This window comes from Fusibacter paucivorans (assembly GCF_018390735.1).
GTDB lineage: Bacteria > Bacillota > Clostridia > Peptostreptococcales > Acidaminobacteraceae > Fusibacter > Fusibacter paucivorans.
The window spans coordinates 1-15,276 of record NZ_JAHBCL010000055.1; the positions used below are offsets into that span (position 1 = coordinate 1).

Genomic DNA, 15,276 nt, shown 5'->3' on the forward strand with positions numbered 1-15,276 from the left:
TTTTGGCAGTGCGCAACTTAATTCAAGTGATGCTCTAACAAAAAATCGTTGATGCTCTAATTGCGAATTAGTGATGCTCAAATGAGCAACTTGGTGATGCTTCTATCGTGAAATATTCATTCAAGTAAACAAAAAGAATTGGGAGAATTATTAATTAAAATATATTCAGAACTATTTTCTGTAAGTGAAAAGGAATTTTTTATAAGCAGTAAGCAAAATGCAATTCGTGACGGGGTAGACTATGGTTTGAAAATTAAAGAACTGTTAAAGAATAGTGATTTTTACTTGATTCTTTTATCTGACGAGTATTTTGAAAGTGAATTTTGTTTAATGGAATTTGGATACATCTATTTCAGTGCTGAACATGAAAGGTATAATGAAAAAACGACTATATTCTCTATAAATTTGAAAAAAGAATTAAAAGATTGCAATTTGCCGTATCTTATTAGAGTGAATAATTCAATGATACATGATGATCTCAAAGAAAAATTCTTTCATGATGAAGTGATTTCAATGCTAGAATATGCATTTGATAAGCGTATTGATAAATTACGACACAATAATTTCATTGAAAATGCCACTTCTAGAATAGAAGAAGAACTTATACAATTATATCCAGAAACCAGCAATCTAAAAAAGCCAAAGTTACAACATCAAAATACAAATGCTATCAATAATCAAATAATAATGAAGAGCGATAATGAGCTTATACAAAATATGGATTTGATATTGAATGTTGATATTGACAAAATTTAATAAGTTGAGGTAAGGATATGGATTTTTATGAATTTGCAGATTATTTTAATGTTTATAATGATAACAGAGAAATTGGCTTACAAGTTTTAAAGATGAAAAAATTGTTTAAAAATGAAAAATATGATGAGTTAGTCGTAATATACAATGCCCTTTACGATAAATTAGATGAGAAAGAATCTTGTACATTAAGTTGGTTTATTCTAATGGGAATAAATTTATATGAATTAACAGGAAGTATAGATAATATTTATAAGATTTTAAAGTCGCTTGAGTTTTGTAATAGTGAATGTGAGAGTGAGATTTTGTATTTATCAAAGATACTTAAATACAAGATTGGATATATTTTAGATAATGATTCTCTCATGAATAGAATTTTAAAAGAATTGAAATTAGAAGAACACGTGTATTTTGAATTTTCGGCAAAAATTATAACTGAATTGATTAAAAAAGATGAATTAACGAAGGCGAAAGATTATTTAAATGAATTATTAGAAAAAAATATTGATATTAGAAATATTAATATTTATGAATATACAGATTTTTATCAAACTGCAATTGAATTGCTTCTCATGTTATGGGATTTAGAAAAAGCACTAAACATATTAAACGATATTATAAAAATTTGTGAAGATAATTATGGAGAAGATCACATGAGAACAATAAATATGATGTCTTTAAAAGGCCGAGCTTTAGAGTCGAAAGGTCAATATGACGAAGCAATCGCCCTGTATGAAAAAGTAGCAGAAAAACGCTTAACGGCGTATGGTGAGGATTATCCATCCTTATGGACGACGTGGAACAATCTAGCTGGGGCACTGGAATCAAAAGGCCAATATGACACAGCAATCGCCCTGTATGAAAAAGTAGCAGAAAAGATGTTAAAGACCTATGGCGAGGACTATCCATCCTTATGGACGACGTGGAACAATCTAGCTTTGGCACTGAGCTCAAAAGGTCAATATGACTCAGCAATCGCCCTATATGAAAAAGTAGTAGGAAAGATGTTAAAGACCTATGGCGAAGACTATCCAGAATTATGGAAGATGTGGGTTAATCTGGCTTCGACACTAAGCTCAAAAGGTCAATATGACCAAGCGATCGCCCTGTATGAAAAAGTAGCAGAAAAGATGTCAAAGACTTATGGCGAGAACTATCCAGAATTATGGACGACGTGGCACAATCTAGCTGTTTGTCAACATAATAAATCAAAATATTTAAGTCAAATAGAAGAATTTTCAAACGAACTGAAACATAGGCTTAAAAGCTTAAAAATTTACAAAACTCTTCTAATTAAGCAACCAGACAAGTTTCTTAAAAACTATAAAGTACTCTTAGAATCACTCATATCAGTTGCTGATAAAGTAGCCACCAAAGATGAACTTGATTTCATCGAAAACGAATACGTCGCAATCTTAAATGAATACGAATAGCTTTAGCCCAAAAGAGGTCTCTTGAAAATATAAGAGATATCTTTTACATAAATTTCTCCCCTAAAAAGAGTATTTTTATAATCTGCTATAACCAAATTGTAAAAAGAAGTTGTTCAATTTAAAAGTGTTTAGCATGTGAAGCTATAAAAAGAGGAAGTCATGAAAAGAGTGTTTTTATTGTTTTGTTTGATTACTATTCTCGGCGGTGACATGTCGTTTGCAGGTACAACGATTGGTATGAAGGTCAAGAACGACTACGCCGGTGGTTATTTTATCATTGAAGATGAACTAGACCTTGATGGAGAGCGGTCAGTAAAAGAAAATACTATTGGGTTGCAATTTTAAATCAAGACACGGATGAGAAAATAGGATAATGTCAAGTAATGTGCGCAAAAACCATCAGAGATATCCGAATAAGTTATGCGGTTTTAAGACGTTCTTCATAGATCAATTGAATGACCTTTGAATCTATATAGCATCTTCCTGTTGACCAGTCTTCACTATACTCAATCAAATAGGAAGTTACTAATCGTACGTAAGAATCAAAAGACGGAAAAATTCCGACGACACTGGTTCTTCTACGAATCTCTCGATTTAAACGTTCAATCATGTTGGTAGAAGCAATTTTACGTGAATCAATTTTATCAAAGTTGTAAAACTGGAGCGAATCCTCGAGACCATCTTCAAGCGTTTTCACAGCCTCTGGGTAATTCGCTTCATACTCATCCATAAAGTCATTTGCATATTTCTTAGCACTTTGATAGTCAGGCTGTAGCCAAATCTGTTTGAGCTTTGCAGCAAAGTTTTGCTTCTGTTTTGAAGGTATATGCGCCAGAATATTTCGCATGAAATGTACTTTGCATCGCTGCCATGATGAGCCAAGGAACGACTCTCTTGAATCCTTTGTGAGCGGCAGATACAACAAGCCATACACGCTCTAAGCCTCTGTCTTTCAGTTTTTCGAATAGAGACTTATAACTGGCTTCGGATTCCTCATACATGGGCTCTACAGCTAGAATTTCTCTGGTTCCATCGCGCTTTATACCACAGACAACATGAACAACCATATTTTTTACATGACCGTTATCTCTGATTTTCTCATAGAGAGCATCTACCCAAAGCACAGGGTATTCTGTTTCAAGATCACGGCTTCTAAACTCATCAACTTGATCATTAAGTTCTTTTGTAATGTTGCTCACATGACCTTTTGAAATAGAATCAATCCCTAAGCTTTTTGCGAGCTTTTCCATTTTCCTCGTAGATACACCGTTTATGAAAGCCTCTTGGATGACGTTTATTAGAGCAGCTTCGGAACGCTTTCTCTCGGTTACGAAGACTGGAATGTATCCACCCTTGCGAGGCTTTGGAACCATAAGGTACATGGTTCCCATACGTGTATCAAATCTTCTTGGACGATAACCAGCTCTATAACCGTTTCTCAAATCTGAGCGTTCAGATTTATCGGCACCAATTTGAGCTGATAATTCAGCCTCCATGAGTTGTTCACAAAGCCATTTGAGCATTTCTAACATCGGATCTTTCTCTGTGACAAATTTTAATAGCATTTTTTCAAAAGGTAAAGTAGAATTTGGATAGGCCATCGGTTTATAAACTCCTTTCTGGTTTTCTCGACAATTACCTTATTCGGAGTCTCCGATGGCTTTTCCTTTTTTTATTTACTTTTGCGCACTTTATTTTACTCTATCAGCAATTTATCATCGGTGACTTAAGAAACCTCAACCATATTCAATATATCTTGGTCGATTTGAACGCAATAAAGGATTCAAATAGTGAAATAATGGATGCTGTTAGTGCCTATAAGAAGAGGTTTGCATCTAGGTTGATATTTTATATTGAAGATATTGATAGATACCGTGAGTGTTTCTTAAACTACTTAAACCCAATTATTTCTGCGATTTACGGCTTCACAGGCTTTACCATCGAGCCGCTGTCAAAGGAATATGATGCGGCCGGAAGCAGTACAATAGAAATTGAAGGTTGATAAAAATGAAGGGGCTGCTGCAAATCTAAGAAGTTAGAGGTGCAACGGTCCCTTTATTATGCGAAATAGAGGTCAATGATAAAAGTGGCGTTCAAGGGTGGGACGATCTGATGGTAAATTTTTTCAGTGATATGTTAATTTAATAGACATCCAATTCTTTGAGATATTCATATACAACTTCTCTTTTCATAATAAGCAGCTCCCAAATGATTTTTCCAATTCTAGGTTTGTCTGTCTTGGGATTAACATAGTGCATGCTGTTGACCGCGCGCCCTAAAAATTCAAGCAGATCATCTGTGTGCGTTGGGATATAATTCACCTGTTTTAAATGCGCCAACTTATCCGAATAAATCAAACATAAAATATAGGCTAGCGTTTCATAGTAGGCTAATTCTAGAACCGGAAATGCATCTGATGCCTTGGGATGAATTACTACAGGGACATCAATTTGTGCCAGCTTCATTAATAGTCTGTCATCAAACATATCATGGTATGATTTTCCCGTAACCGATACATAAAGGCAAATACCATCCATTTTGAGCACATTAAGGCAATGTGTTATTTCGTTGATGCTGTGTTCGGGATCTTCCAAATCAATTGCTGCAAGTACTTTTACATTGATTGCCGATTCTTGCTTCATTTTCGAAATGTTTAAGTTGTACTGCATTAGTATTTCCCTGCGTTCGCTGCGTGAAAGTTTCCACACCTCAGGTATATCGAATGAGATCATTGCATTGGCATGAGCGGGCTTAATCTCTGTATTTAGATGATCCATTTTAATTTCACCATTATATTTTTTAGCCGCAAGCGCAATAATATTTTTAGGATGAATATGCAGATGGTAATTCGTAACGCTTGGTTCGTGGGCGGTAGCATGTAATTTCACCTTGGTTGGTATATAGGGTACATTTTCACCGCGAAAGAGTGCGTTAACATTCTTTAGATATATTTTTTCAAACATCTCCATAGAAATGTCTGTCTCTGAGAACTGTTGAATAAAATACTTATATTTATCGGCACCCCAGCAAAGGTCAGTACCAAAAATGACATGGTTAGCCCCAAAGAAATTAATGATCTCTGGCAGCATCACATCGGGATAGGAAACGAGTGCAGTATCGGCAAACAGTTGTTTTCGCCATACTTCAAAAGATTCCTCTATACTGGGATCTTCTTTTTTAAGCGCTTGCAGGGCAGATTTCATAACCTTTGGCAGGACACCGCCGCCATGGGAAAGGACAAACTTAATATGAGGGTATTTTAGATGGTAACCGCTTTTCATAAAGCTAATAATCGTCTTTGCAGTGTCCATTTTTAAATAGTAAGTATAATTTAAGAGCTGTTGAGGGATGCTTTCCTTTGGTCTCGTGGGGTGCACGTAGACAATCGCTTTACGATCATTGGCCTCTTGCCATACGGGCTCAAATCGCACATCACCAAAATAATGATGATTAAAATTGCTTAATAGACCAATGCCGTCCAATTTTAATGTGTCTAAAGCATATCTAAGCTCTTTCACGGCACCGTCAGTGTCCGGTAAAGGCAAAGTAGCAAATGCGCCAAGGCGGTTTGGATATTTCTTTATCAAATCTGCCATGTAATGATTGCATTTTCGAGACATTTCTCGGCTCTCAGCATCGTTGCCAAAATGAATGCCGGGTGTTGAAATGGACATAACAGCTCTTTCGATATTCGCTTCATCCATCCAGTGCAGCATTAAATCGGGGGACCATTTTGGATGCGGCAGGCCATAAACGTTACCGTAACCATTTTTCTTAGCATATGCTTCATAGAACGGTGGATTGATATGGTGATGTGTATCCCACTTTTTAAAGTTTTTTTGTTCTTTTCCCATAGCGCACTCCTTTTGTGAACTCTGAATACTATAATAGTTTAATAAGTTTATTATATTTCTAGCAAAGTGTATTGTCAAGTTTTATAAACTATTAACCATAAAATAGTTTATAAAACTTGACGTTCGAATTGCTTTGCTCTATAATACAATTAATTTAAGTTTAGGGGCATTGACAATGAATGGACACGAAAAAAGAAAACTGAAGAAAATGGAAGAAATCAAAAATGCAGCATGGGTATTGTGTAATCAATATGGTATTCAGAAGATTTCTATGGATGAGATTTCATCGAAAGCCAATGTTTCCAAGGCGACCGTGTATAAATACTTCGATTCAAAGGAGGCGCTCATTGATGAGATCATCGCTGACTTTTATGATAAAGCTATTCACGAAACCAAGAAGTTGATGGATTCAGATGGTGATTTCCTAGAGAAGCTGAATAAAATTATGATGACAAAGATCGCCTCATTCAGCATGATGAATGGGGATTTTCTCGAAGCTTTGTTTTCTGTAAATATATCTCTGGCCTTTGTGCGTTATAATGAACGGCTTCGGGAGATGATGTTTGAATTCTTTAACCAAGGGAAGGTACAAGGCTATATAGATTCTCATATTGACAATGAAGCCCTCTACCTCTATAGCGAAATTTTCAGTGCGGGGTTAAAAAAGATTTTTGAAGATGGTGGCATTCAAGCAAATGATCAAGCGCAAATGGCACAATTAGTACACCTTTACTTTCACGGTCTGGTTGAAAAATAGGTGGAAAGCATATTATCGAGGGTTGAGCCTCAGGAGCGGTAACAGATTTGTCTATGTGAAGACACATTTCTCCATCTATCTCACTGATTTTGATACCATTGATCAGAAAAGAGTTAGTGAGTTTATTACAGCTTCAAGGTGTAGAAATCACGAGAGAAACGCTTGTGAAAATTGAAAGGGGCATTCAGCATATTCAAGCTACACAGTTGAGAGCGATAAGGGATGCGCTGAATACGACATATGATGAATTGTTAAAATAATTTGATTTAAAAAGTCTTCTTGGTTATATCGCTAAGAGGACTTTTTTGAATGGGTACTAGCTATTCAAAGAAAACAACAAGAAAATATACACAATATGACACAGTTGTGTTCAAAATCATGTTGATGCATTAATTAAAAACGCGTATGATAAATATAGAAAATTATACCTATGATATTTAGAAAGGATGCTGAAATGGATATTCAGAAGGCAAAACAGATATTTGATGCCCATGGCGGCATTATGAAAGCAAAAGAAATTCAAGAACATAAAATATATTCTCATTACCTCGCTAATCTTGTGAAGCAAGGCTATGTTGAGAGAATTCGGCACGGATATTATCAATGGCAGGATGAACGTGCTTTCAGTGAGGCGGCAACGATTGCTCGCCTATTTCCAGACGCAGTGATTTGCAGAGAAAGTGCGTTGCAATATTATGGATATACTGATCGAACGCCAGCGATGTGGTACTTGGCAGTGGACAGAGGATATACACGGTCAAGGTTTAAGATTGATTATCCGATGGTGAAACCTGTATTTTTTTCGCAAGAACAAATGAAATTAGGTGTGGATACTGTTGAGATTGAAAATGTGACGCTACAAATTTTTAACAGGGAGCATATTATCTGTGATTGTCTGCGTCAAGAAAATAAAATGGATGCAGAAATTTTCAACAAGGCAATACAGTCATATATAAGAGATCCTCAAAAAAATGTTCCTCGTCTAATGGAATATGCAAAGATACTGCGAACAGAAAAAAAGGTTCGTAAAATCATAGGAGTATGGCTATGAAAGACATAGCAGCGTCTATACTGGCGCGGTTAAAAAAGCAGGCAAAAGAAACAGGATTAAGCTACCAGATGTGCTTACAGTTATTTTGCCAAGAAGAATTTTTAAGACGGCTGTCGCTGTCACAATACAACAGTAACTTTGTTTTAAAGGGCGGATTGTTCATTTATACCCTTACTGAGTTTCAAAGCAGAGCAACACAGGACATAGACTTTCTGATGCGCCAACTTTCAAATGATATTGACAAAGTCAAAGGTGTTATTGAAGAAATTAGCCAAGTTCAAACAGCTAATGATTATATTAAAATCGAGGTTGTGAATGCTGAAATAATAACACCTGACAAGGAATACCAAGGGGTGTCAGTAAAGTTCATTGGTCGCATAAAACAAGTGAAAATACCATTTTCGATTGATATTGGTATGAATGATGTGATTGTTCCTAAAGCCGTAAAAAGATGTATTAAAACACGGTTAACAGATTTTGAAGAACCCGAAGTTTATACCTATTCTCTAGAAAGCACCATAGCAGAAAAATTTGATGCTATATTGAAACGTATGGAAGCTACAAGTCGAATGAAAGATTTTTTTGATATTTACTATTTGTCCAGTATGTTTGATTTTGATGGGCGAAAGCTACAGGAAGCCATCTGGCAAACTATACAACATCGGGGGACGGTGTATGAAGCAAATAGTTTTGACCGTATTTCCGCATTCAGCGATAATACTTTTTTATCAGCACAGTGGACTAGATTTCAACCATCCATACAGGTACAACTACCGGAATTTGTATCTATCCTTTCCCGTTTAAAAGCGTTTCTGCAACCGGTGTTCGAAGCATCGATTGAGGAAAGAGAATTTTTCATGGATTGGTCTGCTGAACAGAAAAAGTGGCAGGAACAGGCTTCTACCTAGTGATTATCAACATCATTGATCCATCATACTTCTCGTGGTTTATCACAAGTACCGCCAATAAACAGTCTTGGAGAATATTTTACGATATCTGTCTGAGAAATATTCACCGTTTCATCGCCTTCAATTGTACCTAGCAATTCTTTAATCATCAATTTAATCCAAAACGCAAAGGGCTGTTCAATCGTCGTGAGTTTTGGATCTATTTGCTTGCCCATTGGAATCCCATCGTATCCAATAATGGATATATCTTTAGGCACCTTCAATCCTTTTTGAGCTAATTGAAACATGGCACCTATTGCAAGTTCGTCTGATACACAAAACAATGCCGTTGGTAATTCTGATTGATCTAATAATTCATTGACCATCTCAATACTATTGGCCATAGAAATGTTTTTCTTAATACATAGCTTTTCATTAATCTCAATATCCGCTTTGTGAAGTGCTTGTATATAGCCTTCATACCTTGCAGACAGGAAACTATTCTCATAAGATTCAGCGAAAAAACCTGCGATTTTCCGATGCCCTAGATCAATCAGATATTGCGTGGCTTGATACGCCGCTTTGCGATTCATCTCATAGTAACTGACGCTATGGACCAAAGGTTCTGATTGGATAAACGGTATTTGAGTTTTGCTCTTTATTCGTTTTATCGTTCTCTCATCAATATAAAAAAACGCTATAACCCCATCTATTTGTTTTGCTTCCAGTGCTTCAAACGTTCTTATTTTCTCTTCAGTATCTGCACTCACAATGTTGATAATGGCTTGATAACCTTTTTCTAACAAATAACGGCTTACCAGAGGAAGTATGAGTGATTGAAATTGATTGATCGCCTCTTCTATCAAGATGCATATCATAAATGATCGCTTATTCACTAATACTCTTGCAAAAATATTCGGATAATATTTGTATTTTACAACTGCATCAAGGACTCTTTTCTCAAGTTCCGCACTAACAGGCTTCGATTTGTTTAGTACCCTAGAAACGGTTGCTGTTGAAACGCCTGCCATTTTTGCGATAAATTTTATATCTACCATTTTTACTCCCGATTGTATGCTTTTGTAAACAGTATATATAATTCGCCTTGTAATGTAAACGTTTTCCCGTACAATTGCACTAGGGGCAATTAAACCAAGATGCAGCCTGCATGCTGGCGTTAATAGGAGGATACGATGGATACAAGGATATCTAAAAAGGAATTATTGCTTTATATGTTTTTTTGTTGGGGAACGGCACTTTTTTTCCAATTTGCAACAAACTACATTAATATTTTTTCTACAGACTTGGGTGTAACAGCTGCTGCAGTTGCTTTTATCTCAGCAATCGCTCAAATATGGGATGCAATTAATGACCCTATTTTCGGTGCCATCGTTGATAAGTCACATATGAAAAATGGCAAGTATAAACCGTGGATCAAGATCGCATCCATCACTTTGCCACTGTCTGCGCTATTTTTATTTTCGTTGCCGAGTCATTTTAGTCCCCAGATTAAGTTTATTTGGATTCTTGTAGGCTATTTAATTTATAGAACTGCTTTTACAATGGCGGACATTCCTCAATTCGGAATGGTAAATGTTTTAACCGATGATGTTCAAAAAAGAAATGTTATCATGGGTTTGAGAAATATTGGCGGTATATTAGCCGTTACAGTCGTTGCTGTTTTAGGGCCTATCATGTATATGAACTTCGGCTGGGCCAAAACGGGGCTCTTATTTGCCATCATAGGATTTATCATGATGTTCCCGCTTCATCGCAATATTAATGAACGTGTGTTAACAAATCAATCCGAAAATTTAGGCTTCCGAGAAATACTGTCAACGATTAAATCAAATAAATATTTTGTTTTATTCTTCCTTGGGGTAATTATCAGCCAAGCGACTAATTCAATTCTTATCACACTTGCATATTTTTCGAGGTATTGTCTCGGGAATGATGCATACACAACAGTGGTATTTCTCTTGCTTCTTGTGCCTACTTTTGCCTCTGCTGCGGTCCTTCCAAAGATTCAAGGGAAAATTGACAAGTATATTCTGTTGATGATTAGTTTAATCGGGACTGCGGTAACGGGAATTGCTCATTATTTTATTGGATACGATCAATTCTTCTTGTTCTGTATTCTTATAGCGATTAGAGGCATATTTATTGGCGCACAAGCCATGCTTATTTATACTTTCACACCGAATATTGTTGAGTATGGGCATTATATAACAGGCAAACGTGTTGAAGCGCTCTATTTTTCCCTTCAAACTTTTTGTGCGAAAATGACTGCTGCCTTTTGTAGCGCAATCACACTGCTTCTTCTAGATGGAGCGGGTTTTGTTGAAGGTGTTAATGCCGTTCAGCCTGAAAGTGTGTCGCAAATGCTGTGGTTTTTTATGACTATCTTCCCTGCAATTGGCATTGTTTTATCGCTCATTCCGTTTATAATGTTTAAATTACGGGATAAAGACGTGCAAGTGATGACACAAATCAATCTCAATATCCTATCGAAAGAAGAAGGTGTGTTACTGCTCAACGAGAGATACCGCTAATTTTAAAACCATTATTATAAGGAGCGCTACTATGATCGTGCATACCCCTATTGGCTCAATAAAAGGCATTGAAAAAAATGGCATCATACATTTTCCGGCTATGCCCTATGCCGTTTCAAATCGATATGAAATCTGCAAAATGGTGGATTCCATTTCATCGTCATCGCTATCGAGTGCTTGCCCGCAGCTTATTGACGAAGCCTTTAATCAATATTTTGGCCATGATCTGTTGAAAGACATGCCATTTAACGAAAATTGTCAATTGATATCAATTAACCGTCCGCTTCGAGGGAAGTCATTTCCTGTTATGATTTGGATTCACGGTGGTGGCTATGTCGGTGGTTGTGGGGATGCTATAGGATTTGACAGTTCTTTGATGGTAAAAGAAAATGATGTACTCGTCGTTCATGTCACTTATCGATTAGGTTTATGGGGATTTATTGGCGGTTTTAACGATATACCCTCAAATCTGGGCTTTTTAGATGTGATTACTGCTCTAAAATGGATAAAAAAATATATACATTTTTTTGGTGGCGACGATGAGAACATCACTTTATTTGGACAATCCGCCGGTGGTGATTTAATTGCTCACTTAATGGCATGTCATGAAACTGAGCATTTATTTCAGAGAGTGATCATCCAAAGTGCACCTTTTGGTCTTAGGAAGAATCGAGGTGCTGTTACTGAAAAGTTAATTGAGATTGCTAAAATTAGTAATTTGCAAGGGACTATGGATGAATTACTTGATGTTCAAAGAAAAATGCTTAAAAACGCTCAGAAGATGGGATTACAATCAGGTATGCCTTTTGGCGTACAATATGGTGAATTGCCACTGCCGCCAGAATCTAAAATTGAGTCTGAATGGCGTAAACGCGCAAAAGAAGTTGACGTCCTCGTAGGGTATAACAAGCATGAAACCAGCGTTTTTTTAAACGCATTTGATGCTCTGAACAAGTATTTAAAACTTCCGATCATTGGTGGTTTGCTTCGTGCACTGGTTGTCATGCTTACCACTCATAAAGTTTATGCAAAAGGGGCGAGAGATTTTCATTACCTTATCAAAAATGCGGGTGGTCATTCTACGCTTTATCACTTTAACTTTGGCTCGAAGACGAACGCGCTTAAGTCTGCCCATACAATGGAACTGCCACTATTGTTTTGGAATAAAGCGGTTTGGGGCAACGCTTTGCTATTAAAAGATATTCCTAATGAAACAATTGAAACTGAAAGTCATATGCTAAGAAAAATATGGTGTGATTTTGCTAAAACAGGAGAAGTTCATCAATCACCAAGTAAAAAACTTATTCGATTTTTTAGATGATACCTCCGTTTAATTTCTTAGTTGGAATGTTTGTCGAATAGAATAAGAGAAAGTCAACAAAAAACTTTCGATAACGATTGCAACCGTAAAAGGACAGCCATCAAAAGACGAAGCATATCAAGTTATAAAATACATGATATTGTAATCGCTCTGATGCTGTCCCTTTTAATTAATATTATATTGTCAATGCATTTAACACGGCTTCCAGACGTGGGTGCTGTTTAGATAGATCTGCGGGATTGATGATATAAAACTGGATGAATAATTCAGGTTTATCAATGGGTGTCAACAATAAAAAATTTGAATAACAAGGTTTAAATATTTGATCCTAAACGACACTGTTTATCTATTTAATTAACAGATAATAGTATCGTTGTTTCATAAGCATTATCATGAAATTCCGGCTTTTTTGACCCACTTTTTATTGGTTGCTTCATTGATGTAAAATCTTATAATTTCACCACAATCTAAGCATAAATCACAATACATTTGTGCTGTGCAGTAAACGAATAAATGCTCGTATTTTGGGCCAACCGTATGTGCATCGCCGGCTTTGGCAATTGCAATACCGGTTTCAATGTTTTGGCTGTGACAATTTGGACATTGCATGGAAACGCCTCCTTCTGTTGTATAAGGCTACAACTCTAATGAGTATAACATAACGATGCGTGGCATGGAATCATAAACAGTTGCTAAGCGTTAAGTTGAAAAATTATAAGCATGCATAGGTGAATATATCAGTGTTAACAGCATTTCATGGAGCATTTTTCTCTTTGCCTTATTCAACGCATCATTTTTATAGCGGTAAGGTACTTGAAAAATGGCTAAAAGCACTATATGATGGGCTTAGAAGTAATTGAAAATAGAGACAATGATTAACGTATTGAAAGGTGATATTGACAGTTATGAAGAAGAAACCAGTAGTGATTGAACAGAATAAAAAACTAGTAGAAGACTTTAGAGAATCAATGGTACAAAGCAATCTTTCAGAAAAGACGGTCAATAAACACACAGAAAATGTGAGCCTCTACATCAATGAGTTCTTAAGCTACTACGCGCCAAAATCTGCTGCTGAAGGGATTGAAAATATCGATGAATTTTTTTCGGACTGGCTCGTAAGAAAAGTATTGTGGATCTCACCAACATTTTATAAAGACTGTATAACGGGGATCAAGAAATTTTATCGCTTTTTGCTGGATCGCGAGATCATCAATGCCGATCAGTTCAACGGCTTAAACGAGACCATTAAAGAAAACAAAGCTGAATGGCTCAGCATTGTCAGCGATGAAATGGCCTTTGATGATGGACTGGATGATGATTTTTTCTTTGGTGGAGATGTTGAGCAATTAATAAAGAAACATTTTGGCGATATGGAGCCCGAGGAAATTTTAACAGATGACGCCTATTTTTTTGATGAAGGTATGCTGGCAGATCATGAAGCGGATGCAATTTTAAAGGATTTTTTTATCCAAGCAAAGATGATTCAAAAAATGAAACCATGGCAGATTATTGATGAAACAGATGTGATCGAACTTGAGCTGCCGGAGGAGGATGAAAATATCTATGTCTCCGTCATTGGCCGTGAGGGGATTAGCAGGGCAATCATCTTTTACCGAGGTACGGAGGGGCTGGCGAGTTACTTTGATGTTTTAAATCAAGTTGAAGACAGTCAGCAATTGGCTTATAAACAATCGTTTACTGCGATTTATTTTGGCGAAGATTCTGAATTTTGTACGTATGATTCTGCTTATTTAAAAAGATCGGGCGTTTCATTTAAAGGTGAAAAGGAAAAGCCGTTTGTTCGCGTAAACGAACCGGGGCGTATGATCTGTCCCATTGAAATTATTGAAATGACCGAATTGACGGATTGGCTTGAAATCTTAATAAGGGTACTAAAATATTTGCAGAAAAACAAACAGGAGAGAGCGTGGCTGGAGAAAGAACAACTATTAACGGTGACACTTACGATGCTAGGAGATCTCAAATATCGTTTTAGACCGCTTGCTGAAGTTTTTAGCAAGGGCGTTGAAATTAGCGTTTATATTAATGAAATTGCACTTGCGAAAGCGAAGAAAACACTTAAGAAAAGTGCCGATGTATGGGAACTGGGATTATTCTATTTGCCAACCCCTATTTTTGAAGAAGGCAGTGAGTACTTAGCTGATTTTCCACATGCCTTTATGGCGGTAGACAGCAGCAATGAACTTATACTGGGCATGCATATTGCTGAAGACGAAGTGGATGAACGTGCATTTCAGCTCTATTTTATGGACATGATCATGGAACTTGGCATGTATCCTGAAAAGATACATTATCAAAATGAAGATGTGTTAAAAGTACTCTGGCCAATCGTAGATTCGCTCAATATTTCAGTAGAACGTAAGCAAACACTGCCGGTGCTAACCGGGGCTTATAATGAGTTGTTGGATCACTTGACTAAAAGCTAGAAAGCGTAGCCAGATAGACGCATTTTAGGATGCGTGTAAAATGAATAGAAGAACGGATTGCTGCCAATGGGATGTAACCTCATTGGCAGTTTTTATTTGCTGTTTTAGTCCACGTGATTTGACTTTGCCTTGCTCTTTGGCTTTGTCAATGCCACGATGAAATAGCTCCCTTGTTTTGCCGTAGTCATTTGTTACAATACATATAGCATATATGTATTGAG

14 protein-coding genes and 1 pseudogene are annotated in these 15,276 nt (G+C 36.5%); 10 read left to right on the forward strand and 5 right to left on the reverse strand.

Annotated elements, in window-relative coordinates; all coding sequences use genetic code 11:
• Positions 1-138 precede the first annotated feature (138 nt).
• From KHM83_RS18730 to KHM83_RS18740, 3 genes are all read left to right on the forward strand, one after another.
• The gene (locus KHM83_RS18730; protein WP_213238565.1) at positions 139-756 is read left to right on the forward strand and encodes a toll/interleukin-1 receptor domain-containing protein; all 618 of its coding nucleotides are present in this window, start codon (positions 139-141) and stop codon (positions 754-756) included.
• Positions 757-773: 17 nt separating this feature from the next.
• On the forward strand, positions 774-2,186 hold the full coding sequence (locus tag KHM83_RS18735; protein ID WP_213238566.1) for a tetratricopeptide repeat protein: 1,413 nt from the start codon (positions 774-776) through the stop codon (positions 2,184-2,186).
• Between the two features lie 159 nt (positions 2,187-2,345).
• The gene (locus KHM83_RS18740) at positions 2,346-2,531 is read left to right on the forward strand and encodes a hypothetical protein (protein WP_213238567.1); all 186 of its coding nucleotides are present in this window, start codon (positions 2,346-2,348) and stop codon (positions 2,529-2,531) included.
• Between the two features lie 73 nt (positions 2,532-2,604).
• On the opposite strand, the pseudogene KHM83_RS18745 reads toward KHM83_RS18740, so the two are convergent.
• A pseudogene (locus KHM83_RS18745) lies at positions 2,605-3,787 on the reverse strand (IS256 family transposase).
• 239 nt (positions 3,788-4,026) lie between these two features.
• On the opposite strand from KHM83_RS18745, the gene KHM83_RS18750 reads away from it, so the two are divergent.
• The gene (locus KHM83_RS18750) at positions 4,027-4,188 is read left to right on the forward strand and encodes a hypothetical protein (protein ID WP_213238568.1); all 162 of its coding nucleotides are present in this window, start codon (positions 4,027-4,029) and stop codon (positions 4,186-4,188) included.
• A 139-nt stretch (positions 4,189-4,327) separates the two neighbouring features.
• Here KHM83_RS18750 and KHM83_RS18755 read toward each other — a convergent pair whose 3' ends face one another.
• The gene (locus tag KHM83_RS18755; RefSeq protein WP_213238569.1) at positions 4,328-6,040 is read right to left on the reverse strand and encodes an amidohydrolase family protein; all 1,713 of its coding nucleotides are present in this window, start codon (positions 6,038-6,040) and stop codon (positions 4,328-4,330) included.
• A gap of 175 nt (positions 6,041-6,215) precedes the next feature.
• On the opposite strand from KHM83_RS18755, the gene KHM83_RS18760 reads away from it, so the two are divergent.
• The 3 genes from KHM83_RS18760 (at position 6,216) to KHM83_RS18775 (ending at position 8,756) form a co-directional block, all read left to right on the forward strand.
• The gene (locus KHM83_RS18760; RefSeq protein WP_213238570.1) at positions 6,216-6,797 is read left to right on the forward strand and encodes a TetR/AcrR family transcriptional regulator; all 582 of its coding nucleotides are present in this window, start codon (positions 6,216-6,218) and stop codon (positions 6,795-6,797) included.
• 454 nt (positions 6,798-7,251) lie between these two features.
• Complete coding sequence (locus tag KHM83_RS18770) at positions 7,252-7,848, forward strand: type IV toxin-antitoxin system AbiEi family antitoxin domain-containing protein (protein WP_213238571.1); 597 nt, start codon at positions 7,252-7,254, stop codon at positions 7,846-7,848.
• Entirely contained in the window at positions 7,845-8,756 is a 912-nt protein-coding gene (locus KHM83_RS18775; protein ID WP_213238572.1) for a nucleotidyl transferase AbiEii/AbiGii toxin family protein, read from the forward strand. Before KHM83_RS18770 ends, KHM83_RS18775 begins: the two co-directional genes overlap by 4 nt.
• A 23-nt stretch (positions 8,757-8,779) precedes the next feature.
• Here KHM83_RS18775 and KHM83_RS18780 read toward each other — a convergent pair whose 3' ends face one another.
• On the reverse strand, positions 8,780-9,793 hold the full coding sequence (locus tag KHM83_RS18780; protein WP_213238573.1) for a LacI family DNA-binding transcriptional regulator: 1,014 nt from the start codon (positions 9,791-9,793) through the stop codon (positions 8,780-8,782).
• A gap of 135 nt (positions 9,794-9,928) precedes the next feature.
• Here KHM83_RS18780 and KHM83_RS18785 point away from each other — a divergent pair, with 135 nt between their 5' ends.
• Positions 9,929-11,287: an MFS transporter gene (locus tag KHM83_RS18785; RefSeq protein WP_213238574.1), complete on the forward strand. Its 1,359-nt coding sequence runs from the start codon at positions 9,929-9,931 to the stop codon at positions 11,285-11,287.
• 31 nt (positions 11,288-11,318) lie between these two features.
• Entirely contained in the window at positions 11,319-12,608 is a 1,290-nt protein-coding gene (locus KHM83_RS18790; RefSeq protein ID WP_213238575.1) for a carboxylesterase family protein, read from the forward strand.
• A gap of 390 nt (positions 12,609-12,998) precedes the next feature.
• Here the strand turns inward: KHM83_RS18790 and KHM83_RS18795 are convergent, their stop codons facing one another.
• Positions 12,999-13,217 (reverse strand): hypothetical protein, encoded by a 219-nt coding sequence (locus KHM83_RS18795; protein ID WP_213238576.1) that lies wholly within the window; start codon positions 13,215-13,217, stop codon positions 12,999-13,001.
• Positions 13,218-13,513: 296 nt separating this feature from the next.
• On the opposite strand from KHM83_RS18795, the gene KHM83_RS18800 reads away from it, so the two are divergent.
• Positions 13,514-15,055 (forward strand): DUF7309 domain-containing protein, encoded by a 1,542-nt coding sequence (locus KHM83_RS18800; RefSeq protein WP_213238577.1) that lies wholly within the window; start codon positions 13,514-13,516, stop codon positions 15,053-15,055.
• Between the two features lie 24 nt (positions 15,056-15,079).
• On the opposite strand, the gene KHM83_RS18805 is transcribed toward KHM83_RS18800, so the two are convergent.
• Positions 15,080-15,276: hypothetical protein (locus KHM83_RS18805; RefSeq protein ID WP_213238578.1), on the reverse strand; the 197-nt coding region annotated here is incomplete at its 5' end.